Here is a 24294-nt window from a genome sequence, read left to right as displayed (position 1 = left end):
CGCAGGATACCGGGCGCAGGACACCGGACGCAGGAACTGGACAAGAAAGTTGATGTCGGACACGCGCGACGATCAGAAGCCCGAGGCGGCAGGTAAGGCAGCCGGGAATTCCGAACGCAAGGACAACGTGGACAGCCCGTCGGCTGCCCCGGTTCGGAAGCCGGTCTGGTTGCATATCTTCGGCCACGACATCACAGCCCCGTTCCTTCTGTTGCTCCTGTCGCTTGCCTTGTTCGTTCCAGGTCAATGGACGGTACCTCCGCTGGACAGGGACGAACCGCGTTTTACCCAGGCAACCAAGCAGATGCTGGAAACGAACGATTACATCGACATTCGTTTTCAGGATCAGGCACGCCACAAAAAGCCAGTCGGGATCTATTGGCTTCAGGCAGCTGCCGTAAAGCTGACAGGGCAGGGGGCGGACGCGCCGCTTTGGGCTTATCGACTGCCTTCCGTCATAGCCTCGATAATCAGTGTTCTGGCAACCTTCTGGCTTGCACGGGCATTCATGGGGCCTGCCGGTGCGCTGTTGGCGGCAGGTTTCGTGGCGCTGGCGATCATTGTCGGCGTCGAGGCGCGACTGGCAAAAACCGATGCCGCGCTGTTTGCAATGATCATAATAGCGCAAGGTGCCCTGGCACGGGTCTGGTTGAAGGATCCGGACAAGCGGCTATGGGGTCTTGGGTTCCTGTTCTGGACTGCACTCGCGGGCAGTGTGCTCATCAAGGGGCCGGTTGGACCCATGGTGATTGGCCTTACGGTTGTTGGCCTCATGGCCATGAAACGGAAAGCAACATGGTTCAAGGGAACCGCGCCAATCGCGGGTCTGCTGTGGTTCGTGCTGCTCGTCTCGCCCTGGTTTGTGGCAATCTGGATCGCGACGGACGGAACGTTCTTCACCGAAGCCATCGGCAAGGATCTGCTTGGCAAGGTCGGGCAGGGGCAGGAAGGTCATGGAGCACCCCCGCTTACCCATCTTGGGGCGATGTTCGGCATATTCTGGCCTTTGCCTGCATTCTTCCTGATTGCCTTGCCGCTCATCTGGCATGAACGAAAAAGTCCGCTGGTGACGTTTGCCGTTGCCTGGTTCGTCCCAAGCTGGATCGTGTTCGAACTGGTTGCAACGAAGCTTCCGCATTACACGATGCCGCTGCTGCCTGCGCTCGCGCTACCTGTTGCTGCTGCGCTGATGGAGGGGGCTGGCGCCACGACAAGAACGTGGCTGCGTTGGGTGGCAGCAGTGTTGCTGGCGGTGCCTGCGTTGGGGTTGGCTGTCGCCGCGTTTGCCGGTCCTTTTGCTCTGGGTGTCTGGCCGTCACCTCCCGGAGCCGTTCTGCTTGCAGTGGGAGCTGTTTTTGCGATTGCAGCAGCATCCCGGGTTTTGCGTGGACCGGCACTCTATGCTTTCCCCGCCATCTGTCTGACAGCGATCTGCGTCAGCATCGGGTTTTGGGGCTTTGTCGGCCCAGCTCTTACGCCGATCTGGGTCAGTCCGCGCCTTGTTGCGGCCATGGACGAAATCCCCGGTTGCGCAGACAAGTCGAACCGTCTGGTCGTGACTACCGGTTTTCACGAACCCAGTTTCATATTCCTGGAAGGCACGACGACAAAGATCGTTTCGGCGCAGGATGCCGCCGCCTTTCTTGCTGCCGATGAAGCCGCGAATCCAGCTAGCTGTCGCATAGCGGCAATAGAAAGCCGGGAAGAAGCCGCGTTTTTGGCCGCCGCAAAGGAGATTGGTCTTGTGCCGGAGGCTGTAAAAAGGGTAGACGGCCTCAATATCAACGGCGGGGACGATGTCGATATCGGGCTTTATGAGAAGTCCGTGCCGACGACGGTTTCAGAAGACGGCAATGAGCAACAGCAGTAAATTTGTCTGGCATGTTCTGGCGCGCATGCGCGGGAATTCTCGGCGGGCTGCAATACTGTTTTCCGGTCGCAGGGAACGTGCGCGCCACAACAGGGATCCGCTTCCTCCCGGGCAGCGGCCGCAGGATATCCTCGCAGTCCTCTTGTTGACGGTTGGCATTGCAGTCGTTGCGTTCGATGTTCCGACCTATCCGTGGCTGCGCTCCCTCCCGGGCGAATACCGGGCCGCCTTCCGAACCTTCACCGATATCGGCAAGGCCGACTGGATCCTCGTTTCTACCGGTCTATGCTGCTTGTTTCTGCTGGCGCTGGATGCCGGGCGCTACGCATTCCGCCTGCGCATGGCAATCGGCGCAGTGTTCACTTATGCGGCCTTCATCTTTTATTCAGTCGCCGCGACGGGGCTTCTGGCCATTGCATTCAAGTGGTCGCTCGGCCGGGCGCGTCCCAAGCTTTATGAGGAAGTTGGTCCGGTCCGCTTCGACTTTTTGGCCTTCGACGGCACCTTCACCAGTTTCCCCTCTGGTCACTCGACCACTGTCGCTGCACTTGCAACTGCGCTGGCCTTTATTTTCCCGGCCTACCGGTGGCTGATCATTGTTGCGGGCTTCTGGCTTGCGTTCAGCCGCGTCATGGTTGGGGCGCATTACCCCAGCGACGTCATCGCAGGCACGCTATTGGGGATGACGTTCACCTTTTTCACGGTTCGTGCCATGGCCCGGCGGCGGATCGGCTTTCACCTGTCTTCCTCCGGAAAGATTGTACCCAACATGAATTTCCTGTCTGCCAAGGCCTGTGTGAGGGCTGTCTGGCAGGTTCTGCGCGGCCAGCGAGGCGCTGACCGTGTGGAAGCCGAGGTCCTCGCGGCAGACACGACAGAACGGACAAGCGCATGACACAAAGCTATCTGGAAGCTGTTGCGGCCAGCAAGGGCGCGCTCGCCGTCACGGTCGTGGTTCCCGCGAAGGACGAAGCGGAAAACCTGCCCATCCTGCTGGATGAAATCGAAGCTGCATTGCAGGGCAGGCGTTTCGAGGTCATCGTTATCGACGACGGCTCGTCCGACGGCACGGATATCGTGTTGCAGGATTACGCGGCAACCCATGACTGGCTGCGGCCGGTCAGGCACGAGAAGTCTTGTGGCCAGAGCTGCGCGGTGCGTACCGGTCTTTTGAATGCGAGGGGCGACGTCGTCGCGACCATAGACGGCGATGGCGAAAACAACCCCGCCTATATTCCAGCGCTTTTGGACGCTCTCGACGCTGCCGGCCCGGCAGTTGCTCTTGCCGCCGGGCAAAGGCTTGGCCGCAAGGCCAGCCTGGCCAAGCGCTATGCGTCGAAGTTTGCCAACAAGCTGCGCGGCGCGATCTTGCGGGATAACACTCGCGACAGCGGTTGCGGCCTGAAGGCCCTGCGCCGGGAAGTGTTCCTGCAACTGCCGTACTTCGACAGTTGGCACCGGTTCTTGCCCGCACTCGTTATCCGCGAGGGTTACGGTGTCACCCATATCGACGTTCAGGACCGGCAGCGGCGCCATGGAACGTCTAAATACGGGATATTTGACAGGGCGCTGGTCGGTGTGCTGGATCTGTTCGGAGTGTGGTGGCTACGCCGCCGCCGCAAAAAAATTCCGGATGTCCGGCCGCTGACCTGATTAATGCCCCAATCCGGGTGGAGAAGCCCGCCGACCTTTCAAAAACACTGACTGGACCTGAGACATGAGCGCTCTATACGAATGGATCCATGCTGTTTTCATCGCGCAATTGGACTTCTGGATCATTCTGGGTTTCTTCGCCCAGGCCATGTTCATGATGCGCTTCGTCATCCAATGGATCGCATCCGAGCGCGTCGGCCGCTCAATCGTGCCGGTCGCTTTCTGGTTCTTTTCCGTTGCGGGTGGGTCGCTGCTACTGATCTACGCCATTCAACGACAGGATCCGGTCTTCATCGCCGGTCAGGGACTGGGTCTGCTAATCTATTTCCGGAACCTGTGGCTGATCTTCAAGGAAAAGCGGAACGACCCTACGATTTGAGCCGTTCCGCCGTTCGCTCGACAGTCTGTCAGCCGAATGCCTTCGCCAGTGCCTGATCCAGATCGGCAATCAGATCTTCCGGGTCTTCCAGGCCGATGTGGAGGCGAACCGACTGGCGATCCAGGTTTACCGGGGTTGCTGTGCGGCTGCCCTTGAGGCGAACCGGAATGGCAAGGCTTTCAAAACCACCCCACGAATAGCCGAGACCATAAAGCGTGAGCGCATCCAGGAAGGCGTAGGCCTGTTCCTGTGTCGTGCTTTCACTGAAGTCAAAGGCGCACAGGCCCGAGGCTCCCGAAAAATCTCGTTTCCAGAGAGCATGACCAGGATCCGATTCAAGGCCTGGATAGCGGATGCGATCGATTTTGGGCTGGTCCTTCAGCCACCCAAGAACGGCCAGCGTGTTGCGCTGGTGCCGTTCAAGGCGCACGGACAGAGTTCTGAGGCCTCGCAGGCCGAGGTAGATGTCATCCGGCGCGACGTGGCACCCCATGGCACCGCAGAACGCATCCAGTTTTTCCCAGGCGCGTTCGCTGGCAGCGACCGTACCGAGCATAGCGTCGGAGTGTCCGACAAGATATTTGGTGCCCGCCTGGATCGACAGATCGACCCCCATGGACAGTGGCTGGCAGTAAATCGGGCTCGCCCAGGTATTGTCCATCAGAACGGTCGCGCCGATGGCACGGGCCTCGGCGGCAATCGCCGGAACATCCTGCATCTCGAAGGTGAGGGAGCCGGGTGCTTCGGTGAACACGGCTGTCGTGTTTTCCTGGAACAGTGACTTGATATCGGCGCCGATCTTCGGATCGTAGAAGGTCACGGAAACCCCGATGCCTGGCAGAACAGTGTCGGCGAAATGGCGGGTCGGTCCGTAAGCCGTATCGACAATCAGGATGTGGTCACCGGATTTCACGCAGGACAGGATGGCCAATGCAATGGCATTCAAACCCGAATTCGCGATCTTGACCCCGGCTGCCCCTTCGATCTCCTTCATGGCCCCTTCAAGGGAGTCCGTGGTCGGGTTGCCCCTGCGGGCGTAAGAATAGGTCTGGGCACCCGTCACCATGGTTTTGGTGTCGGGGTAGAGAACAGTCGAAGCATGCACGACAGGCGGATTGACGAAACCGTGAAATGCAAGCGGGTCGCGCCCTGCATGCGCCAGTTTGGTATCCTGCCTCAACGGCGGCTTGGAATTGGTGGAAGACATGAAGGCTCTTGGGTGTGTGTTTTGCGAGAGGCGGCGCGACATGAGCTGCCGTGCGCCGAGCGCTCACTTTAGTCATTCGCGTCATGGTCGCAACCGCCATTTCACGTGTTGTGCGCGGGTCTTTGTGTGGAGAATTTTTCGATTAGCGTTAACCTTCGCAAGGTCTCCGCTAAATGCATTGAACCCTTTTTAGGCATTGAATGAATTCGATTTAGACATGTTCGCTGTTTGTGCATCCAACCTGATGGCAAATGGCGGATAGCTCGAGAAATTTGACGAGATATCTGCAGCAAGTACTTGACCCGAACAGCTAAATGCCATCGTATGGAACCGTTGGGTGGGACGAAAGATATCTGGAGGAAGCAGCCGTCAAGGCTGGCATCCGTCCGATTACAAGAGACGGAGAAGATGTCTTTCGAACAAACCCGGCATAATAAAAGTATGGGTAACAAATAAAGGCTGCATATCCATGTCCAATAAATTCCTTCCGCTCGTAATCGGCGCTGCTATGGGAGTCGCCGCGACGACGGCTGCTGGTGCAACGACGCTGGAAGACGTCAAGGCAAAGGGCTTCATTCAGTGTGGCGTGAGCCAGGGTCTGCCGGGTTTCTCGAACCCGGATGCTCAGGGGAACTGGACCGGTATCGACGTTGACTACTGCCGCGCTATGGCTGCAGCAGTGTTCGGCGATGCGTCCGCTGTGAAATACACTCCGCTGTCCGCAAAAGAGCGTTTCACCGCGCTTCAGTCCGGCGAAGTTGATGTTCTGTCCCGTAACACCACCTGGACCATGTCCCGCGACACCCAGCTGGGTCTGAACTTTGCTGGTGTGAACTACTATGACGGTCAGGGCTTCATGGTTCGCAAGGACCTGGGCGTGACTTCCGCACTGGAACTGTCCGGCGCTTCGGTCTGCACCAACACCGGTACGACCACTGAGCTTAACGTTGCCGACTACTTCCGCGCCAACAACATGCCGTACGAAATCGTCGCCTTCGAAAAGGCCGACGAAGTTGTGGCTGCATACGACGCCGGCCGTTGCGACGTTTACACCACTGACGCATCCGGCCTGTACGCACAGCGCCTGAAGCTGACCAACCCGGGCGACCACATGGTCCTGCCGGAAATCATCTCCAAGGAGCCTCTGGGTCCGGTTGTCCGTCAGGGCGACGATGAGTGGTTCAACATTGCAAAGTGGACGCTGAACGCGATGCTCAACGCAGAAGAGCTCGGCGTGACCTCTGAAAACGTTGACGAGATGAAGTCTTCCGACAACCCGTCCATCAAGCGTCTTCTGGGCGTTGAGGGCGCATTTGGTGAAGCTATCGGCCTGCCGAACGACTGGGCCTATGCGATCATCAAAAACGTCGGTAACTACGAAGAGTCCTTCAACGCCAACGTTGGTCCGGACACTCCGCTCGGCATCTCCCGTGGCGTAAACGCTCTGTGGAACGACGGCGGCTTCATGTACGCACCGCCGGTCCGCTAATCCTCTTCTTTGATTGAGGATTGAAGGGGTTCCGGCGGTTGTTCTGCCGGAACCCTCAATAAATTCCACGCAATAAAAACCGGACAACATACCCGGCAACCGCGTGGGGGAACAGACTGCTTCCGTCGATAGGGGAGTGCCGACGAAGTTCGGCCAGCGAAGCAGGTCAGACACGATTGAGGAGAGGCTGCGTGCCGGGCTCTTTCGTGAAAACTTGGGCGAGGTTCTATGTCAGTAATGGAGCAGGACTCGGCGGGGGCGCCGGCGCGTGCTTCGCTGTTGAACGATCCCAAAGCGCGCGGCATCTTTTACCAGCTGCTGCTGGTCGTCGCGCTGGTGACTTTGGGATATGTCATCGTTTCGAACACGATAGCCAACCTGGAGAGGCAGAACATCGCCTCCGGTTGGAGCTTTCTAGAAAATACAGCCGGGTTTGGAACCAACCAGTCACTGGTTTCCTACTCTGAGACATCAAGTTACGGAAGAGCGATCTATGTCGGCTTCCTGAACACTCTGCTTGTGGCGGGCGTAGGTATCTTCTTCGCCACGATCTTTGGGTTCATCATCGGTATCGCCCGCTTGTCGAACAACTGGGTCATCAGCCGTCTGGCGTATTGCTACGTCGAGCTGGTCCGTAATATCCCGCTGCTGCTGCAGATCTTTTTCTGGTACTTCGCGGTGCTGCGATCGATCCCCGGCAAGCGTGAAAAATGGTCGTTGTTCGACACATTCCACCTGAACATTGGCGGTCTTCGGCTTCCCAAACCCATCATGGGGACCGGATCGGAATGGATCGGCTATGCGTTCCTGATCGGGATAGCAGCAGCGTTCCTCGTGGCACGTTGGGCGCGCAAGCGTCAGGAGGCCACAGGGCAACCGTTCCCGTCATTCCTGACGGGGGTCGGATTTATTATTGGGCTGCCTTTGCTGACGTACTTTGCAACCGGCATGCCGATCACTCTTGAACATCCGAACTTCGTCGAAACCGGGCCAATACTGCGTCAGGGGTTCGAACTCAATGTCGGGCTCAATATTATCCCTGAGTTCCTGGCTCTTACAGCAGCCCTGGCAATTTATACCGCATCGTTCATCGCAGAGATCGTACGTGCCGGTATTCAGGCAGTGAGCCATGGTCAGACCGAAGCAGCGCATGCTCTTGGTCTGAGGAACGGGCCGACGTTGAGACTGGTGGTCATTCCCCAGGCGATGCGCGTGATCATTCCGCCGCTGACGAGTCAGTACCTGAACCTTACCAAGAATTCTTCACTGGCAGTTGCCATTGCCTATCCGGACCTCGTCTCGATGGGTGGAACGGTGCTCAACCAGACCGGCCAGGCGATTGAAATCATCGGTATCTGGATGGTTGTCTATCTGTCGCTCAGCCTCATCACATCGGCCTTCATGAACTGGTACAACCAGCGCATGGCGCTCGTGGAACGGTAAGGAGCGCAAAATGGCTAACACTGATATGTTCCAAATCAGAACCGAGGAGGCGCCGCGACTGCCGGCGCCGATCTCGACCACCGGCGTCATCGGCTGGATGCGTCAGAACCTGTTTTCGTCCATCGGCAACACCGTTCTGACTGTAATCGGCATTCTGATCGCCTACTCACTTATCGCGCCTTTGATCCAGTTCGCATTTATCGATGCTGTCTGGAGCGGCGACAATCGTGAAGCGTGTCTGCCGCAGGACGGCGGCCATAGCGGTGCCTGCTGGGCTTACGTGGAAGCATACTTCCCGCAGTTCATCTATGGCCGGTATCCGACCGAGGAAATCTGGCGGGTGAACATCGTCTATTTCCTGTTCGCGGTGTTGCTCGTGCCGCTGGCAATCCCCAGCGCGCCGTTCAAGAAAATCAACGCAATCCTGTTTCTGGTCGTCTTCCCGATCATCGCATACTTCCTGCTGACCGGCCTGGTCATCGGAGATGCGGTAATCCTGCCGATCGTTGAAACAGCGGTTTGGGGCGGTTTGCTTGTTACGCTTGTCATCGCGGTCACGGGTATTGTGGCCTCGCTACCGCTAGGTATCGCGCTGGCGCTTGGACGTCGATCAAGAATGCCGATCATCAAGCTTGTCTCGGTTATCTTCATCGAGTTCTGGCGCGGTGTTCCGCTGATCACGGTTCTGTTCATGTCGTCGGTGATGCTGCCGTTGTTCCTGCCGGAAGGCGTGACCTTCGACAAGCTGCTGCGCGTTCTGATCGGCGTGACCCTGTTCTCTGCCGCCTATATGGCAGAAGTGGTCCGTGGTGGCCTGCAGGCCATTCCGAAGGGGCAATATGAAGGTGCCATGGCGCTCGGGCTCCGGTTCTGGCCGATGATGTATCTCATCATTTTGCCGCAGGCTCTGAAACTCGTGATCCCCGGGATCGTCAACACCTTCATCGGATTGTTCAAGGATACGACTCTGGTTCTGATCGTCGGCATGTTCGACCTTCTCGGCCAGATCCAGTCGTCCTTCACGGATCCGACATGGTCGACGCCCAGTACCGGTCACACGGGTTACCTGTTCGCTGCAGTGGTGTTCTGGACCTTCTGCTTCGGCATGTCGCGCTACTCCATCTTCATGGAGAAGAAGCTTCATACAGGACACAAACGCTAGCAAACCGCTTCCGGGGCGCGCGATGAACCGCAGCGCCCCGGCCACAGGACACTCTTGGAGTTAAAAACTATGTCTGAAAACGCTGTACGCGACGAGGAACTCGCAGCCGACCGTTCCAGAATGACCATCTCCGATACGGACGTGGCTATTGAAATCAAGAACATGAACAAGTGGTACGGGGATTTCCACGTTCTGCGCGACATCAACCTGAAGGTCATGCGCGGCGAACGTATCGTTATCTGCGGACCGTCAGGTTCCGGCAAATCCACGATGATCCGTTGTATCAACCGTCTGGAAGAACATCAGGCGGGACAGATCCTTGTGGATGGCATCGAGTTGACGGACGATCTGAAAAAGATCGACGAAATTCGCCGCGAAGTCGGCATGTGCTTCCAGCACTTCAACTTGTTCCCGCATCTGACGATCCTGGAGAACTGCACTCTGGCTCCGATCTGGGTTCGCAAGATGCCCAAGAAGGAAGCCGAAGACATCGCGATGCACTATCTCGAGCGCGTCAAGATCCCGGAGCAGGCCAACAAATATCCGGGGCAGCTATCCGGTGGCCAGCAGCAGCGCGTTGCTATTGCACGGTCTTTGTGCATGAACCCGAAAATCATGCTGTTCGATGAGCCGACCTCGGCGCTCGACCCGGAAATGATCAAGGAAGTTCTGGACGTGATGGTCGGACTTGCAGAAGAAGGCATGACCATGCTGTGCGTCACTCACGAAATGGGCTTTGCCCGCAAGGTCGCAAACCGCGTTATCTTCATGGATGCGGGGCAGATTGTGGAGCAGAACGAGCCGGAAGAGTTCTTCACCAATCCGCAGCATGAACGTACGAAGCTTTTCCTGAGCCAGATCCTGCACCACTGATCGGCTAAAGACTGCGGATGATGAAACTGCTGCGCAGGTTCCTGATTGGAATTTGCCTCGTTGTCTTCACTGCTATTGTAGCACTGGGCCTCGGAGCACTCGTTCCGAGGCCTTTGTTCGATTCCAACCCGGTTATGGAAGTTGCGCAAAGTTCAGCAGATAAACGGCGTATTCTGATACTCAACAATCCCATCCATACTGATATCGCCCTCCCGGCCGATCCGGACGTGCTGGAGGCGTTCGGATTCGTATCGGATGGCGGGCTGGAGCTGGATTATCCGGGTGTTTTCTGGATTGCTTTCGGCTGGGGTGGGCGGTCCTTCTATATCGAAACGCCAACGTGGGGCGATTTGAAACCGGGTCCGGTAATAGACGCGTTGACCTGGGATGCCTCGGTCATGCATGTCCGTCGCACCGGCGATATTCCGCTTGAACAGGAAAGCGTCCGCGTAGTTGAACTGAGCCAGCTGGAATTTGAGGAACTGGTCAATGATATCAGGACCAGTTTCCAGTCAGATGGCACAGCGCCTCCGACGGCAATTCCCGGAGTGGCGTACGACGCACACGACATTTTCTTTCCGGCAGTTGGCGGCTTCAACGCGATGATGGGCTGCAACACCTGGACGGCCGACATGTTGAGGCGGGCAGGGGTGAAGACCGGCATGTGGACGCCGCTGCCCCTGACGCTTGACTGGTCGTTGGATCTACATAACGGGCGCTGAAGCAGGGTCCGGTACAAGCCGGTCAACAGCAGTCTCTGCCAGTTCCACCAGGATATCGCGAGATTCCCCAGCCCGGGCGCGAACCGAAAGACCGTGCAGCATCAAAGACAAATGCTGGGCGGTGAACTGGACGCTTGCTTCCGGAACCGAGTCTTTCATCTCCGCGTAAATCAGACCGGCGAACCCTCGATCCATTCGCTCAACGACATGCGCCAGCATTGATCTGAAGTCAGGATCATCAGCAGCTTCAGTCGTCAGTGTGGAGATGGCCAGGCAACCATAGGCCGCATCGTTAAATGTCGACCTGCCGCAATAAAGATCGATAGCAGCTGTCATGATGGCCTTGAGCCGGGGTTTCAGCCCTGTTTTTGTCTGTCCTGCCGCCTTCAGGTGGACCTGCATCTGGTCCGCGAACCGTGAAATCACCTTCAGATACATATCTTTCTTGCTGCCGAATGCGGCATAGAGGCTGGGTCTGTTCAGGCCGGTTGCTTCTGCTATCTGGTCGAGACTGGTAGCGGCATAGCCGTGCTGCCAGAACACCAGCATGATGCGGTCGAGCGTGATGTCTTCGTCGAATTTGCGCGGACGGCCGCGTTTGCTTTCGGCTTTCATTTTATACCAATTCGCACATAAATATCGACATGTCTATTTTTATGCGGTACGGTACATAAAAATGGAGCGATCAATGGAGACGTTTTGGGAGATGCCGGAAAACACAGCAGACATGGGGACGGTAGCTTGGGGACGAAGGTCTGGTCAGTTCGGCAATGGGCGACTGACAAGAACTGAAAAGCTGAAGGTGCTTACAAATCTTGGCCGTATGGGGATGCTTGAAGCGCTGGATGCTTTCAGAGGAAAACTGGGCCTGATCAACACCTTCGGTGCAGACCTTGAAGGACTACAGCCACCGGAGACCGCGTTGGTCCGGGATGCGTTGGACTTTGCCGACGAAGTCCAGAATTTGGACCTGATGCGGCACAGTTGGCGCACCTATTACTTTGGCCTGTTGTTAGGTGGCTATCGTAAGCTCACTGTAGACAAGGAAATCCTCTTCTGTGCAGCCATATTGCATGACGTAGGCCTGGCGTCAGGCCGGGCCAGTGAGCCGCGGGATTGCTGTTTCGTGGTCCATGGCGCGGAACGCTGCCAGCACCACCTCGTCGGCCAGGGACATGACCGGGCAAAGGTACATCGGATAGCCGATGCCATCGGACTGCACCTTAACGGGTATGTGTCTGCCAGAAGATATGGTGCAGAAGCACATCTTATTTCGCGTGGAGCAATGTGTGACGTGTTCGGAATGGGGCAGCGCAGGATTGCGCAAAACGTTCGCAAGGACATCTTCGCTCGATACCCGAAAGGGAAACTGAACGATGCTCTGGAGATCTGGCCAGGCCATCATCTTGCCGGCACACGTGCCGACTTTCTGATCAGTCTGGAGCCTTCACGCAAGAAACCGGAGGGGTTGAAGGCAAGACCCCAGCCGGGAGAGTGAGCCTTGTTTTGGACAACCGGAATACGACCAAAGTATCGCTGCCTTCGTTTTCAGGTTGTGTTCGCCGCTCCCATCGGAAAGAATCGGGTGTCGCGTTTTTATTGCCCAAAAAACGGCCAAAAATCGGGGTATTGGTAATTATTCCTATTTCGTTTTCGTTGTGGCTCAACGCGCCATTGTCACTATGTCGTACGTAAAAATACAATTTATGGTTTATTTAGAATTGTCGGGTCACGTAGGGTCAGTTTTTATCAAGGTGACCTGCCATGAGCGATCAGGAATACGACTTCCAATCCCGTTTGAAATTCGCCCAAATTGATCATTCCACAATCGAAAACCTCAGAAAGGTCTGGCCGGTAATCGAGCCCGTGTTGGACGATGTGCTGGCGGGTTTTTATGTTCACATCAACACCCAGCCAAATCTGGCTGCACTCGTCGGCTCGCATCAACCCCGACTTGTTTCAGCTCAAAAGGGCCATTGGAAGAAGCTGTTCACGTCGGGCTTCGACCAGAGCTACCAGCAGAGCATCAACCAGATCGGTCATGTGCATTGCCGTATCGGGCTGGAACCGCGTTGGTACATTGCCGGGTATCTTTATGTCCTGCGCCATCTGCATGCCCATCTGACCCGTAAATACAGACGGTCTTTTCAAAACCTTGCCGTCTTGTTGAACGATGTCACGGCGGCCGTCTTCCTTGACATGGACCTTGCCATATCAACCTACGAAGAAGAACTTCTTCTGGAGCGCGCAGCGCAGACGGAACGGTTGAACAAGGCTATCGAAAAGTTCCAGAGCAGCGTCAAGCAACCGTTGGCCGATGTGGAGGCCGGTGCTCGCAGCGTTGCGGGTGAAGCCGAGCATTTGACGAGTGTATCGCAGACCGCGAGAAGCCAGGTTGAGAACGCCGGTCATGTCTCAAAAGATTCCAGTGTCAGCGTCCAGACCGTAGCCTCTGCAACGGAAGAGCTCTCCAGTTCCATCCAGGAAATTTCTAAGCAGATCTCCGGTGCATCCCGTATTGCCAGCCAGGCGGCGGGTGGCACAGAACAATCGAGCCTTCAGGTGGCGAGCCTGGCAGGTGCAGCCCAGAAAATTGGGGATGTGATCGGTCTCATTCAGGCGATTGCCGAACAAACCAATTTGCTGGCTCTGAACGCAACGATCGAGGCTGCCCGTGCCGGTGATGCCGGGAAGGGATTTGCGGTGGTCGCAAGCGAAGTGAAAACCCTCGCAGAACAGACCGCGAAGGCCACCGAGGAAATCAGCCAGCAAGTCACCGAAATCCAGAGTTCGACGGACAATGCCGTGGCCTCCATCCAGTCGATTTCCGAAGTGGTCAAGCAACTTGACGAAATGACGTCGTCGATTGCAGCGGCGATTGAAGAGCAGGGTGCTGCAACGCAGGAAATTTCCCACAGTATCCAGACGGTCGCTTCGGGAACGCAGACCCTCGATGAGAACATTGGCGGTGTCGAACAGGCAATCACCGCCACCGATCAGGCGGCCGACAGTCTGTTGGCTGCATCCAGCAGAATGTCTTCAAGCACCAGTTCGATCTCGGATGAGATCCGGGATTTCTTTGAAACCTTGAAGACTGGCACCTGATCAAGGCGCTATTTGATCTCTCAAGCTGGGCCGGTGACGACGTCCGTGTCGTCCCGGCTTCCCCATTCCGCCCAGGACCCGTCGTAAAGCGAAAGATCCCGAGCACCGAGCACGGTAAGGCCAAGGGTCAGGATCGCCGCTGTGACACCGGAGCCGCAAGAGGTCGTGACGGGCTTGTCGAGATCCACTCCAGCATCCTGAAAAGCCTTTGCCAGGTCTTCCTTCTGCAAGAATGTGCCGTCTTCCGCGATGAGTTGGGTGAAGGGTAGGTTGAGCGCGGTCGGCATGTGACCCGACTTCAGTCCGGCACGCGGCTCTGGCGCTTCTCCGGCAAATCGTTCGGCAGACCTTGCATCCAGTATTTGCCGCGAACCATTTGCGATTGTGGAGCGGATCTGGTCGAGGTCAGCAACGGCACCATGGTTCAAACGGGACGAGAAGTGGCTTTGAACTCTGCGGGGCGTATCGTCGTCAAAGGCACGGCCTTCTGCCCGCCACTTCGGAAAACCACCATCCAGAACATAAACTCGTTCCGCGCCCATGCTGCGCAGCGTCCACCAGACGCGTGGCGCGGAATAGAAACCGAAATCATCGTAGACCACCAGTGTCTGACCGTCGCCTATCCCCATCTTCCGCATGGTTGACGAAAACACATGCGGAGCTGGCAGCATGTGAGGCAGATCGCTGGTCTTGTCACAGACCTCGTTGACGTCGAAGAAGACGGCGCCTGGAATGTGGGCGTTCGGATAGACAGGCGGAGCATCTGGATGCGTGACCGGCGGCATCCAGGCATTGATGACAATCAGATCAGGCGAGGAGAGATGATCGTCCAGCCATTGAGTCGATACGAGGGGATGGTCGGTCATTACGGCTCCTTAGGTCTCCAGCAAGCCTTTGGACTTGTGCCAGTCCTCGATTGAGAGGTCCGGATAGTTCTGGAAGTGAACGTGTCCGGGACCGCTCGGCACCTCGATCCAGTCAGGCTTGAACGCCAGCATGATATGGACAATCTCTGGCGGTGTTGGCAAGGGGCTATCGACCGCTCCTGCATGTGGATGCACCAGTTCAGGCCAACGCGGATCCCATAGCCACAGGTGAGATCCGCAAGCCTTGCAGAAATGACGTTCCGCAGGACTGGTCTTTCCATCGATGACAGCGTTGTAGACCGACTTCGTCTCCGCACCCGATACCTCAAGGCTGCCGGCGTCTCCCATCAGATTGACTGCATAACCGCCGCTGCCACCTGTCTTACGGCAGATGGAACAGTAACAGCGCATGTAGGGGTAGGGGGTTCTGCTTTCCACTTCGAAGGAAACAGCTCCACACCGGCAGCCACCTGACAGTTTCATTTCAACTTCCCCCGTTTGCTTGTCAGTCGGTCAGGCGGATCCGGACGCGCCTGTTCTGCTTGCCCTTCTTTTCGATCTTGCCAAGTTCAAGCAGGCCGATTTCAGAGGTTCTCGTTACATGGGTACCGCCGCAAGGCTGCAAGTCCACATCATCGCCGATCCTGACCAGTCTTACCCTGCCAGACCCGCGTGGCGGCTTGACGGACATGGTCTTGACCAGACCCGGGTTGGCATCGAGTTCTTCGTCTGTGATCCAATGGGTGGTTACTTCGTGATCACCAGAAGCCAGCGCATTGAGCTTCTCCAGAAGCGCTTCCCGGTCGATTGTGTCTTCGCCCATATCGAAATCAAGCCGCCCTTCGGGATCCCCGATTTGACCACCTGTAACGGGAAAAGGCAGGGCCACGGACAATAGATGCAAGGCAGTATGCATGCGCATCAACCGGTACCGTCTCGCCCAGTCCAAATGGGCGGTCACTTTTGTGCCGGCGGCAGGCAGGCGTTGTCCTTCTGAAGGAACATGGACGATGGTTTTCTTGTCGTCATCATAGACCGTGGTGGCAATCTCGATCTTCGTGCCGTCTTCCAGCTCCAATGTGCCGCTGTCGCCCGGTTGACCGCCACCGGTCGCGTAAAAAACCGATCTATCAAGCACGATGCCGCCACGCTCGTTGAGGCCGGTCACTTCGGCTTCACATGTTCTGAGATAGGCATCGTCGCGAAACAAAGGCGTGGTCATCCGGAACTCCCTGAAACGAATAGCGTCGAATTGACCAACGAACAGCATGCGGTGCAAGGCCCTATTTGCAGGAAACCGGGGTCATGAAAAACAAACGCCCGCAATCCGGCCGGACCGCGGGCGATAACAATGATGTGGACCAAGTTCAGTCGGCGAAATTCAGATCCACAAAACCTTCAGACCAGTTCTGTGCATTTGCCTTGCCTTTTGCATTTGTGAAGATCGGCTTGGCCGGGTTTTCGCGCGTCACCGTGAAACAGAGTTTGCCCCAGCCATCGCCGCTCCAGTCTTCGCAATATTGACCAGTCCCGTTAATTTCGACGGCTTCCCACGGAATGTTCCGGATCTTGTCGCCCTTGACCACGACAACGGCGAAGCCGTCGGCGTGGTTGTTCTGCTTGTACTTCGTCACGCCGTCGGGAAAGAAACCATGGATGGAGTTTCCCGACATCATGTCGTTGATCTCGTCTGCCGTCAGGTTGGCCGGATCAGCCAGTGAGTAAAAGCTGCCCGTCAATGTTGCCAGTGACGTCAGTGCAAGAAGTCGTAGCTGAGATTTCAAGTTGCGCATGTTCCCCTCGATTTCGATGCTTGCATTTGCGCTAAACCCTTGGTTTCGTTCCAGGGCACACTTCATCCTGCAGCACGGTCGAAAGAAGACCTGTGAATATCGACGCCAAAATTTCCATTGAGCCGCAACAAGGTGCGGAGAACGTGCGTGTCAACGAGCCGCTCGGAGAAGCCTATTCGGCGTATTGGAACTGGTGGTTGAGGCATTTTGCAAAGCAGGCTGAGGCACGGTTTCCCGCAATTTATGGGAATTCCGTTTTGCAGGGCACTGAGGCGAAGGATCCGCTGTCCCGTATCGGAATGCTCTACGCTTCACGAGGATGCGGAGCGGTTTTCAATCTGGCGCGTGCTCTAGGTCGCCCAGCCGGTTTCGATGTGATCAGTCATCTCCTGACGAGTGCGCCGAGCATGCCTGACCTGGTGAACAGATGGTCGGGTGTCCTGGCACTGCAGGCGTCCTTTCGGTTTCACGAGAGCGGTCAAGGAAAGGATTTTATTTCTTCCGTCCAGCGCAATTCACTGGTCTTGTCACCCTACAAGGTACGTCCCGCGAACCAGAAACCATTCGGACCGGCAATGCTGGCCGGTGTCGTGACCGGAACGCTTGAAAGCGCAGGGATACATATTCAGGACATCTGGGCGGTTAGCCGCGGCAGTGCTTCTCGGCCGATTTATCGGTTTGGCAATTTCGTCGACGGCAACTTGGACTTCGACAGCGATATCCTGATTATTCCTGCAGAAGAAACTTCCGGGTTCAAATCCGAAATCGGAATGATGTCTTCTGCTTCAAGCCTGTCTTTTCGCCACCTGCTGAACAGGCCGCAGGGGCCGGGTACAAACCGACTTCTTGCGCGGGTCGTCGGCGTTCTCGAACTTTCAGTTGGGGAGCATCCTGGCTTGTCGTCAACAGCGGCGGGACTTGGTTTATCGCCGAGAAGTCTGTCCCGGCGGCTATCGGAGGCGGGGTTGGGCTACGCCAGGCTCGCTCGTTTCGTCCGTCTGCGAAAGGCGACGCGTATGATGGCGTCGGGCGACTGCTGTCTCGATGAGATTGCCTACCAGGCGTCCTATTCGGACCGCCACCATATGAGCCGGGACTTTCGCAAGATGGCCCAAGTTACCCCCGCCGGCCTGCGAGAGCTGCTGGCACGCTAGACTGGTTTTGGACGCTCAGTCACCACGGGTCACCGGCAGCCAAAGGAACCGGTTCAGCTGTTTGCCTTGGCGACCAGAAGCTTCAGGGCGAAGGTGCCCATGATGCCTGCAAAAGCCCAGTCGAAGGCACGCATGAACTTCGGCGAGGACTTCAGGAAACGGGCAAATGCACTGGCTCCCAGAACCATCGCAGCGCAGATGGGCATTCCCAGAACGACGAAGTAAAACCCGAGGAACATCAGTTTTCCTGTCGCGTTCGGATCCGCCGCGCTGACAAACTGAGGCAGGAAGGTCACGAAGAACAAGACGATCTTGGGATTGAGGATGTTGATCCCGAGTGCCTGTAGCCAGACCCGGTGAATAGGTTGCTTCTTCACGGAGGCTGCTTCCAGCGCAAGGCTGGACCCGTTCCTGACGGCTTGAACTGCGAGATAAATCAGATAGGCGGCGCCGACGATCTTCAGCACTGTAAATGCAAGTGCCGATGCTGAAAGCAGGGCGGAAACACCGATCGCGGCAAGCACGGTGTGCAGGATCAGACCACAGGTTGCCCCAAACACAGCAGCAAGCCCGGCGCGTCGGCCTTGTGTCAGCGTCTTGCTCATGAACAGCGTCATGTCGGGTCCTGGCGTAACGGTCAACACCAGTGCTGCGGCCGTAAAGGCAAGCAGGGTCGCGTAGTCGGGTATGTAAGCCATGGTTTGCAGATGCCGGAGAAGTTGGTCTGATAGAGGTTTAGATCATTCGCCTCGACGGCACCAGTCCGGAAGGGGGCACTCTTTCATCGGTTTCAGAAAACAGATGCTGGATTTTGCCTTCAAGCTGCACGAGGCGCTCTGCATGGCCGCGCCGTCAGGGACTGAACATGTCCCGAACACTGATCAAAGTATGGGAGACAGCAACCGGGCGCCTTGAGCCAGGACACGAAAAACATAACTGCGGGACTGGAACGCGTCCGGCCAGGTCAGGCGGGAGTTCTGGAAATCGGTCTCCAGCATGCTTTCGACATTGTCGATCATGCGCGGATGGGTGAACCAGAGGGTCAGTTCAAAATTGATCTGGAATGATCTGTTGTCGAAGTTGACCGTGCCGATGGAAACGAGTTCGTCGTCCATCAGCGTAACCTTCTGGTGCAGAAAACCGTCGATATAGCGGTAAACCTTCACCCCGCGCTGCACCAGGGTGTCCTCGTAGGCGTGGCTTGCGAGCCATACAGTCCAGTGATCACGTTTTTCCGGCATCAGAACGCGTACGTCCACACCGCGCATTGCTGCCGAGCAAAGCGCTGTCTGGATGTCGAGAGATGGCACCAGATACGGTGTGGTGATCCATAGCCTCTTTCGTGCCCGGGCTGCCGTTTCGACAAAAGCCAGTGCGCATTCTTCCAGCTTGTCTGCAGGCCCTGTCGGCATCACCAGAACGGCTTCGTCACCAGGCATCGGAATTTCGCCAACCTGAGGCAGTTCGATACGCTCACCGCTCGCCCAGAGCCAGTCTTCGACAAAGGAGAGCGCGCAAGCAACGGCTGCGGGCCCTTCGACACGGACATGGGTGTCGCGCCAGTGGCCAAACCAGTTGTCCCGGCCGACATACTGGTCCGCAACATTGTGCCCGCCGACAAATGTGACGCGGTAGTCGATCACGACCAGCTTGCGATGATTGCGATAGTTGAGACGCATCGGTCCAAGCAGTCGCAGGAACTTGTGGTTTTCGTTGAAACCGCAAACCTTGACGCCGGCGCTCTTCAAGCGGGTCAGATAGTCTTTTGACAGAGAATGGCTGCCGACATCGTCGTAGAGGAAATAGACCGTTATGCCATCCTTGGCACGGGCGATCAGGGCGTCGGCCATGTCACGTCCCAGTTCGTCGTCATGGATGGCGAAGAACTGGAAGAATATGACGTTTCTGGCCTTTGCGATATCATTCTTGATGGCTGTGAACGTCGCATCGCCATCGATAAGAAGGTCTGCCTTGTTGCCGGCCATGAAGGGAACCCCGGCAACGCGGGAAAGAACCGGCCAGTCTCTGGTTTCCTCGTGATCGGTCAGGCCAAGTTCGTCTGCTCGCCTTGCCCGTTCTGCCCGGCCAAGGGTCGCTTGAATCTTCTCGTAGTCGGAAAAGGATCGCCAGCCGAACACGAAATAGAGTGGCACCGTGAGATAAGGCAGAAAAAACAGGGACAGCAGCCATGCGACGGACCCCTGGGAAGTTCTTGAATTCATTACTTCGCGAACGGCGCAGATGCCTGCCGTCACGTACATGATCGCGACAAATGCCGCGACCAGTCCGAGATTGTTTGCCATGACATCCAGAACGCCGGCATCTGTGACGGCATCACGGATCACCGCTTCGGCCGCGTCACCGCCTTGCGCCAATGCTTGATCCGCTGAACTCATGTAATGCCCCCCGGTGTCAATCGATCAGGCGAAGGGTGGCTGGATCGTGACTTTTCGCTCCAGCCACTCCGGAACCGGCAAATTCTTTGATCTGAGGAAGTCCGGATTGTAGAGTTTGGACTGGTAGCGGGTGCCGTGGTCGCACAGAATCGTGACGATCGTCTTGCCTGGTCCAAGCTCGCGTGCGAGGCGCCGGGCGCCGGCCAGGTTGATAGCGGTCGACCCACCCAGCAGTAGCCCTTCCTTTTCCGCGAGATCGAACACCAGCGGCAGGGCTTCTTCGTCTGGAATTGTGTAGGCGTGATCGATTTTAAGATCGCCGACAATCGCGGTACTGCGGCCAAGGCCGATGCCTTCGGAAACCGATCCACCTTCGGAGGCGACCGCCTTGCCGGTGGTGAACAGCGATTGCATCGCAGCGCCACGCGGGTCGGCGCAGCCGATGACGACACCCGGCTTGTTTTCCTGAAGATAGGTTGAAACGCCAGCCAGCGTGCCGCCGGAACCAACCGCACAGATGAAACCGTCAACACGGCCACCCGTTTGGGCCATGATTTCAGGACCTGTGGTTACGAAATGAGCCTTGCGGTTATCGAGGTTGTTCCACTGATCGGCAAAGATAACGCCATTAGGTTCAGTCCGTGCCATCTCTTCTGCAAGACGGCGGGCGACGTGCTGGTAATTGTTGGGGTCGGAAAAAGGCTTGGCCGGAACTTCGACAAGTTCAGCACCACACAGGCGCAACATGTCCTTCTTTTCCTGGCTTTGCGTTTCCGGGATAACGATCACGGTCCGGTAACCGCGCGCACTGGCTACCAGCGCCAGTCCGATACCGGTGTTTCCGGCCGTGCCCTCGACAATCACACCACCGGGCTTGAGATCACCGCGGGCTTCGGCTTCAAGAATCATCTGCCGGGCAGGGCGGTCCTTGACCGATTGACCGGGGTTCATGAACTCGGCCTTGCCGAGAATTTCGCAACCCGTTTCCTCGGACAGAGCTTTCAGACGGATGAGGGGCGTGTTACCGATCGCATCGACAACAGAAGCGGACACAGACATTTATTCTTTCCCGGCTGATCTGGTCCGGTGGCGCTGACCGGCCAGATGAAATCTGATAAGCCCCGGACGCTAAAGGTCTGAAGGGCCTTGATCAAGGTCGCAATGTAAGGCTTCAAATGGGGAATGCCAGCACCTGAGGCCAATCAGGTTCCTTTTTCCCTCTGGTGTCAAAAACACGCCATCAGTTGTTCCGTGAAATCAGCTCACTGAAATTCTATTTCTAACAATTCTGGTGTAATTGTTGATCCAATTTTTGTTGCCTGTCGTATCGCCGGTAAGGCAACTTGGGATTCTAAAGCCAAATGAGAGCGGTAATGGAAAAAAACGTGACCGGAATGGACGAGTTACTGGCCGGATATGCGGCCGGGACCTTGACCTATCCGGCGCAGGCATTGGTCGGTGCTCATCTCGAAATGAGCAACTGCAACAGGTCATATGTAAGCTCACTTGAAACTCTTGCCGGATTTGAACTGGAAGACGCCGAACCGGTCTCCATTTCCAATCGGGACGAATTTCTCGGATCGATATTCAGTGGCGCCGTTGATGACCTGAACGATAACGCGCCTGCCGCCGAACTGTCTGAGAAAGGCGGACCGGCCGTTCCCGAATCGCTGCAGTCGATTATCGGTTCCTCGATGGATCAGCTACCCTGGAAAACGCTCCTTCCTGGCGTCAAGGAATGCAAGTTCGGTGAAATTGACGGCTGCGCAAGCAGTCTCCTTTGGGTGCGGGCAGGTCGAGCAATGCCGTCCCATACGCACCACGGCACTGAGCTTACGCTGGTATTGACGGGCGGGTTCAAGGACGAAGACGGCCACTATGTGGCTGGTGACGTTGCCTTTGCCGATGGCGATGTGGACCACAAACCTATAGCTGACGAAGGTGAAGACTGCATTTGCTTCGCGGTGACGGCGGGACGCCTGCAGTTGACCGGCCCTGTTGGCCGCTGGTTCGCACCCTTTATCCGCTAAAATTCAATCCGACACCCGGTCTGTTTGCGTAAAGAGGCAAACGAACCGGGAGAATGAATTGCCCAAGACGAATTATGTTGCCCAAGCTAATCACGGTTGCGCCTGGATCACGGGAGCAAGTTCCGGTATCGGCCGGGAGCTTGCACTTGACCTCGCCCGTTCGGGCTGGAAGGTCATTGTAACTGCCCGCTCGGAACAGGATCTGGCGGAGCTGGAGAAGCAGTCTAAGACGCTTGCCGGTTCAATTCATGCGCTGCCTGGGGATGTCACGAAGACGGACCTCATGGCCGAACACGTGAAAAAAATTCAGCATGACTTCGGCGGTTTGAGCCTGCTCGTGGCTAATGCGGGCATTTATCTGCCGCAGGATGGCCTCGATGCCGATGCAGACGCCTTTCGCAAAAGCTTTGATGTGAACCTCATGGGGACGGTCAATGTGCTTCTGCCGGCCATCACAGCCATGAAGGTGGCGGGCAGGGGGCAGATCGCAGTGGTGTCGTCTGTGGCAGGTTATGGCGGTTTGCCGACGTCAGCTGCATACGGTGCCACCAAGGCGGGGCTGATCAACCTTGTTGAATCCTTGAAATTCGATCTGGACCTTGCAGGGATCCGAATTCAGATCATCAGTCCCGGTTTTGTCGATACGCCGGCAACAAAGGCCAATCCGTTTCCGATGCCTTATCTGATGTCTCCGGAAGAGGCTGTTGAGGAAATCAGGAAAGGCCTGTCCCATCCAGCCCGTTTCGAGATTGCATTTCCGCGTAAATTTGTTCGGCAACTGAAGCTCTTGCGCTGGTTGCCGTACAGTGCCTACTTCGCGCTGGTCGCCCGGTCCACGGGTTGGAACAAGAAAAAGGCCGGGTGATCCCGGCCTTTGAAGTGTGTCTTCAATATCAGTGCCTTGTCAGGCAGATTTGACGTAGACCATCTGGCGAACATCGATATTGCCGGACCGGAAGCCTGCCTCGCAATAATGCAGGTAGAATTCCCAGAGGCGCTTGAAGCGCTCGTCAAATCCCAGCGGACTGATCCTTGGCCAAGCCTGTCGGAAGCTCTGCCGCCATTCTGCAAGCGTTCTCGCATAGTCCTGGCCGAAGATCTTCTGATCCATAAGGTCCAGGCCCAGTGACTTGCCGATTTCCGCCAGACGACCGGGCGGAGGCAGCATTCCACCTGGAAAGATATAGCGCTGGATGAAGTCTGTGCCTCTGCGATAGTCCTCGAACATCTTGTCCTGGATCGTGATGATCTGCAGGCCCGCCTTGCCACCCGGCTTCAGGCACTTCGACAATTGGCGGAAGTAGGTCGGCCAGTATTTTTCACCGACGGCCTCAAACATCTCGATGGAGGCTATCCTGTCGAACACGCCATTTTCGTCGCGATAGTCCTGGAAGACCACTTCAACCTTGTCGTTGAGGCCGGCCTTGTAGATCCGCTCGCGCGCGTAATCGAATTGTTCCTGCGAGATGGTCAATGCTCGCACGTTGGCACCAACCGATTTTGCGACATATTCGGCAAAACCGCCCCAGCCACACCCGATTTCCAGAACCTTGTGATCGGGAGTAATGCCCGTCTGCCGCACCAGAGAAGCATATTTCTCGGTTTGGGCCTGTTCCAGATTGTTGGTTTCGTTGCTGTAGATCGCCGAGGAATAGGTCATCGAAGGATCGAGCCACTCCCGGTAAAATGCATTTCCGAGATCATAGTGCGCCGAGATGTTGCGCTTCGCCCCGCGTTTGGTGTTGGAGTTCAGCCAGTGGCGTACCGACATCAAAAAACGTGTAAACGGCTTCCCCTGGAGAGCTTCAAGCGTCGATTCCTGGTTTATGCAGAAGACTTCCAGAAATGTGGTCACGTCGGGCGACGACCAGTACCCCGCCATGAAGGCTTCTCCGACACCAACGTCGCCTGCTTGGACGACCATCCGGAAAAACGCCCAGTTATGGATCTTGAGAACACCGTGTGGGCCATCTTCCTGCCCTTTGATATGGAACCTTCGACCGTCTGGAAATTGAACTTCAAGAGACCCGTAGCGGATTTTGAGGGCAAGGCCGGCCGCCATTTTGGCGAGGCGTGGAGTACCCTTCAACTCCGCGCGGAAGTTTTCCTTGGTCAGAACAATCGGCTCACTCATAGCAGAACCTCTTGAAAC

At 56.6% G+C, this 24294-nt stretch carries 24 protein-coding genes; 14 read left to right on the top strand and 10 right to left on the bottom strand.

Features of this window, described 5'->3' with window-relative positions:
* Window positions 1-52: 52 nt before the first annotated feature.
* The 4 genes from HCG46_RS17440 (at window position 53) to HCG46_RS17425 (ending at window position 3902) form a co-directional block, all read left to right on the top strand.
* Window positions 53-1870: a glycosyltransferase family 39 protein gene (locus HCG46_RS17440; RefSeq protein ID WP_168686925.1), complete on the top strand. Its 1818-nt coding sequence runs from the start codon at window positions 53-55 to the stop codon at window positions 1868-1870.
* A complete protein-coding gene (locus HCG46_RS17435) occupies window positions 1854-2765 on the top strand; it encodes a phosphatase PAP2 family protein (RefSeq protein ID WP_168686924.1) in 912 nt (303 codons plus the stop codon). The genes HCG46_RS17440 and HCG46_RS17435 overlap by 17 nt, the downstream gene beginning before the upstream one ends.
* Complete coding sequence (locus tag HCG46_RS17430) at window positions 2762-3523, top strand: glycosyltransferase family 2 protein (protein WP_022998820.1); 762 nt, start codon at window positions 2762-2764, stop codon at window positions 3521-3523. The genes HCG46_RS17435 and HCG46_RS17430 overlap by 4 nt, the downstream gene beginning before the upstream one ends.
* Before the next feature lie 64 nt (window positions 3524-3587).
* Window positions 3588-3902 (top strand): lipid-A-disaccharide synthase N-terminal domain-containing protein, encoded by a 315-nt coding sequence (locus HCG46_RS17425; protein WP_022998819.1) that lies wholly within the window; start codon window positions 3588-3590, stop codon window positions 3900-3902.
* Between the two features lie 28 nt (window positions 3903-3930).
* Here HCG46_RS17425 and metC read toward each other — a convergent pair whose 3' ends face one another.
* The gene (gene metC / locus HCG46_RS17420) at window positions 3931-5109 is read right to left on the bottom strand and encodes a cystathionine beta-lyase (protein ID WP_168686923.1); all 1179 of its coding nucleotides are present in this window, start codon (window positions 5107-5109) and stop codon (window positions 3931-3933) included.
* Window positions 5110-5578: 469 nt separating this feature from the next.
* Here metC and HCG46_RS17415 point away from each other — a divergent pair, with 469 nt between their 5' ends.
* The 5 genes from HCG46_RS17415 (at window position 5579) to HCG46_RS17395 (ending at window position 10798) form a co-directional block, all read left to right on the top strand.
* Window positions 5579-6598 (top strand): amino acid ABC transporter substrate-binding protein, encoded by a 1020-nt coding sequence (locus tag HCG46_RS17415; RefSeq protein WP_031268586.1) that lies wholly within the window; start codon window positions 5579-5581, stop codon window positions 6596-6598.
* A 237-nt stretch (window positions 6599-6835) separates the two neighbouring features.
* Window positions 6836-8041 (top strand): amino acid ABC transporter permease, encoded by a 1206-nt coding sequence (locus tag HCG46_RS17410; protein ID WP_022998817.1) that lies wholly within the window; start codon window positions 6836-6838, stop codon window positions 8039-8041.
* A 10-nt stretch (window positions 8042-8051) separates the two neighbouring features.
* Window positions 8052-9203, top strand: a complete 1152-nt coding sequence (locus tag HCG46_RS17405) for an amino acid ABC transporter permease (protein ID WP_031268584.1) — start codon at window positions 8052-8054, stop codon at window positions 9201-9203.
* Between the two features lie 69 nt (window positions 9204-9272).
* Complete coding sequence (locus HCG46_RS17400) at window positions 9273-10076, top strand: amino acid ABC transporter ATP-binding protein (protein ID WP_022998815.1); 804 nt, start codon at window positions 9273-9275, stop codon at window positions 10074-10076.
* A gap of 17 nt (window positions 10077-10093) precedes the next feature.
* Window positions 10094-10798, top strand: coding sequence for a TIGR02117 family protein (locus tag HCG46_RS17395; RefSeq protein WP_168686922.1), 705 nt, complete (start codon window positions 10094-10096; stop codon window positions 10796-10798).
* Here the strand turns inward: HCG46_RS17395 and HCG46_RS17390 are convergent.
* On the bottom strand, window positions 10781-11413 hold the full coding sequence (locus HCG46_RS17390) for a TetR/AcrR family transcriptional regulator (RefSeq protein WP_168686921.1): 633 nt from the start codon (window positions 11411-11413) through the stop codon (window positions 10781-10783). The genes HCG46_RS17395 and HCG46_RS17390 overlap by 18 nt on opposite strands.
* Here HCG46_RS17390 and HCG46_RS17385 point away from each other — a divergent pair.
* On the top strand, window positions 11397-12296 hold the full coding sequence (locus tag HCG46_RS17385) for an HD domain-containing protein (protein ID WP_209009510.1): 900 nt from the start codon (window positions 11397-11399) through the stop codon (window positions 12294-12296). The two genes, HCG46_RS17390 and HCG46_RS17385, sit on opposite strands and share 17 nt — an antisense overlap.
* Window positions 12297-12562: 266 nt before the next feature.
* A complete protein-coding gene (locus HCG46_RS17380) occupies window positions 12563-13903 on the top strand; it encodes a globin-coupled sensor protein (protein ID WP_055654069.1) in 1341 nt (446 codons plus the stop codon).
* Between the two features lie 20 nt (window positions 13904-13923).
* On the opposite strand, the gene sseA is transcribed toward HCG46_RS17380, so the two are convergent.
* From sseA to HCG46_RS17360, 4 genes are all read right to left on the bottom strand, one after another.
* Window positions 13924-14769: a 3-mercaptopyruvate sulfurtransferase gene (gene sseA / locus HCG46_RS17375; RefSeq protein WP_022998810.1), complete on the bottom strand. Its 846-nt coding sequence runs from the start codon at window positions 14767-14769 to the stop codon at window positions 13924-13926.
* A gap of 9 nt (window positions 14770-14778) precedes the next feature.
* Entirely contained in the window at window positions 14779-15252 is a 474-nt protein-coding gene (locus tag HCG46_RS17370; protein ID WP_077292957.1) for a GFA family protein, read from the bottom strand.
* A gap of 22 nt (window positions 15253-15274) precedes the next feature.
* Window positions 15275-15991, bottom strand: a complete 717-nt coding sequence (locus HCG46_RS17365; protein WP_168686920.1) for an alanyl-tRNA editing protein — start codon at window positions 15989-15991, stop codon at window positions 15275-15277.
* A gap of 145 nt (window positions 15992-16136) precedes the next feature.
* The gene (locus HCG46_RS17360) at window positions 16137-16562 is read right to left on the bottom strand and encodes a hypothetical protein (protein WP_168686919.1); all 426 of its coding nucleotides are present in this window, start codon (window positions 16560-16562) and stop codon (window positions 16137-16139) included.
* A 92-nt stretch (window positions 16563-16654) separates the two neighbouring features.
* On the opposite strand from HCG46_RS17360, the gene HCG46_RS28680 reads away from it, so the two are divergent.
* On the top strand, window positions 16655-17716 hold the full coding sequence (locus tag HCG46_RS28680; protein WP_168686918.1) for an AraC family transcriptional regulator: 1062 nt from the start codon (window positions 16655-16657) through the stop codon (window positions 17714-17716).
* 53 nt (window positions 17717-17769) lie between these two features.
* Here the strand turns inward: HCG46_RS28680 and HCG46_RS17350 are convergent, their stop codons facing one another.
* From HCG46_RS17350 to HCG46_RS17340, 3 genes are all read right to left on the bottom strand, one after another.
* Window positions 17770-18414, bottom strand: coding sequence for a LysE family translocator (locus HCG46_RS17350; RefSeq protein WP_022998805.1), 645 nt, complete (start codon window positions 18412-18414; stop codon window positions 17770-17772).
* A 183-nt stretch (window positions 18415-18597) separates the two neighbouring features.
* Window positions 18598-20112 carry a cardiolipin synthase gene (gene cls, locus HCG46_RS17345; RefSeq protein WP_168686917.1) on the bottom strand — a complete coding sequence of 505 codons (1515 nt, stop codon included), beginning with the start codon at window positions 20110-20112 and terminating at the stop codon, window positions 18598-18600.
* Between the two features lie 24 nt (window positions 20113-20136).
* Window positions 20137-21171 carry a cysteine synthase A gene (locus HCG46_RS17340; RefSeq protein ID WP_062488848.1) on the bottom strand — a complete coding sequence of 345 codons (1035 nt, stop codon included), beginning with the start codon at window positions 21169-21171 and terminating at the stop codon, window positions 20137-20139.
* Between the two features lie 314 nt (window positions 21172-21485).
* Between HCG46_RS17340 and HCG46_RS17335 the strand changes: the two genes are divergently transcribed.
* Together HCG46_RS17335 and HCG46_RS17330 are read left to right on the top strand one after the other, a co-directional pair.
* Window positions 21486-22142, top strand: coding sequence for a ChrR family anti-sigma-E factor (locus HCG46_RS17335; protein ID WP_168686916.1), 657 nt, complete (start codon window positions 21486-21488; stop codon window positions 22140-22142).
* Between the two features lie 58 nt (window positions 22143-22200).
* Entirely contained in the window at window positions 22201-23007 is an 807-nt protein-coding gene (locus HCG46_RS17330; protein ID WP_168686915.1) for an SDR family NAD(P)-dependent oxidoreductase, read from the top strand.
* Between the two features lie 39 nt (window positions 23008-23046).
* Here the strand turns inward: HCG46_RS17330 and HCG46_RS17325 are convergent, their stop codons facing one another.
* Window positions 23047-24276, bottom strand: coding sequence for a cyclopropane-fatty-acyl-phospholipid synthase family protein (locus HCG46_RS17325; RefSeq protein WP_168686914.1), 1230 nt, complete (start codon window positions 24274-24276; stop codon window positions 23047-23049).
* Window positions 24277-24294: the final 18 nt, after the last annotated feature.

Origin of the sequence: Labrenzia sp. PO1, assembly GCF_012273635.1 — a bacterium.
GTDB lineage: Bacteria > Pseudomonadota > Alphaproteobacteria > Rhizobiales > Stappiaceae > Roseibium > Roseibium algicola.
This window is presented reverse-complemented; position numbering and strand designations above follow the sequence as displayed.

What these genes read in the sequence shown, in the direction of transcription:
- HCG46_RS17360 (WP_168686919.1), bottom strand. Translation starts at nt 16,562, where the DNA reads ATGCGCAACTTGAAATCTCAGCTACGACTTCTTGCACTGACGTCACTG.
- HCG46_RS17325 (WP_168686914.1), bottom strand. Translation starts at nt 24,276, where the DNA reads ATGAGTGAGCCGATTGTTCTGACCAAGGAAAACTTCCGCGCGGAGTTG.
- HCG46_RS17395 (WP_168686922.1), top strand. Translation starts at nt 10,094, where the DNA reads ATGATGAAACTGCTGCGCAGGTTCCTGATTGGAATTTGCCTCGTTGTC.
- HCG46_RS17440 (WP_168686925.1), top strand. Translation starts at nt 53, where the DNA reads ATGTCGGACACGCGCGACGATCAGAAGCCCGAGGCGGCAGGTAAGGCA.
- HCG46_RS17430 (WP_022998820.1), top strand. Translation starts at nt 2,762, where the DNA reads ATGACACAAAGCTATCTGGAAGCTGTTGCGGCCAGCAAGGGCGCGCTC.
- HCG46_RS17380 (WP_055654069.1), top strand. Translation starts at nt 12,563, where the DNA reads ATGAGCGATCAGGAATACGACTTCCAATCCCGTTTGAAATTCGCCCAA.
- HCG46_RS17350 (WP_022998805.1), bottom strand. Translation starts at nt 18,414, where the DNA reads ATGGCTTACATACCCGACTACGCGACCCTGCTTGCCTTTACGGCCGCA.
- metC (WP_168686923.1), bottom strand. Translation starts at nt 5,109, where the DNA reads ATGTCTTCCACCAATTCCAAGCCGCCGTTGAGGCAGGATACCAAACTG.
- sseA (WP_022998810.1), bottom strand. Translation starts at nt 14,769, where the DNA reads ATGACCGACCATCCCCTCGTATCGACTCAATGGCTGGACGATCATCTC.
- HCG46_RS17365 (WP_168686920.1), bottom strand. Translation starts at nt 15,991, where the DNA reads ATGACCACGCCTTTGTTTCGCGACGATGCCTATCTCAGAACATGTGAA.
- HCG46_RS17340 (WP_062488848.1), bottom strand. Translation starts at nt 21,171, where the DNA reads ATGTCTGTGTCCGCTTCTGTTGTCGATGCGATCGGTAACACGCCCCTC.
- HCG46_RS17405 (WP_031268584.1), top strand. Translation starts at nt 8,052, where the DNA reads ATGGCTAACACTGATATGTTCCAAATCAGAACCGAGGAGGCGCCGCGA.
- HCG46_RS17400 (WP_022998815.1), top strand. Translation starts at nt 9,273, where the DNA reads ATGTCTGAAAACGCTGTACGCGACGAGGAACTCGCAGCCGACCGTTCC.
- HCG46_RS17335 (WP_168686916.1), top strand. Translation starts at nt 21,486, where the DNA reads ATGGAAAAAAACGTGACCGGAATGGACGAGTTACTGGCCGGATATGCG.
- HCG46_RS17410 (WP_022998817.1), top strand. Translation starts at nt 6,836, where the DNA reads ATGGAGCAGGACTCGGCGGGGGCGCCGGCGCGTGCTTCGCTGTTGAAC.
- HCG46_RS17435 (WP_168686924.1), top strand. Translation starts at nt 1,854, where the DNA reads ATGAGCAACAGCAGTAAATTTGTCTGGCATGTTCTGGCGCGCATGCGC.
- HCG46_RS17390 (WP_168686921.1), bottom strand. Translation starts at nt 11,413, where the DNA reads ATGAAAGCCGAAAGCAAACGCGGCCGTCCGCGCAAATTCGACGAAGAC.
- HCG46_RS17425 (WP_022998819.1), top strand. Translation starts at nt 3,588, where the DNA reads ATGAGCGCTCTATACGAATGGATCCATGCTGTTTTCATCGCGCAATTG.
- HCG46_RS17370 (WP_077292957.1), bottom strand. Translation starts at nt 15,252, where the DNA reads ATGAAACTGTCAGGTGGCTGCCGGTGTGGAGCTGTTTCCTTCGAAGTG.
- cls (WP_168686917.1), bottom strand. Translation starts at nt 20,112, where the DNA reads ATGAGTTCAGCGGATCAAGCATTGGCGCAAGGCGGTGACGCGGCCGAA.
- HCG46_RS17415 (WP_031268586.1), top strand. Translation starts at nt 5,579, where the DNA reads ATGTCCAATAAATTCCTTCCGCTCGTAATCGGCGCTGCTATGGGAGTC.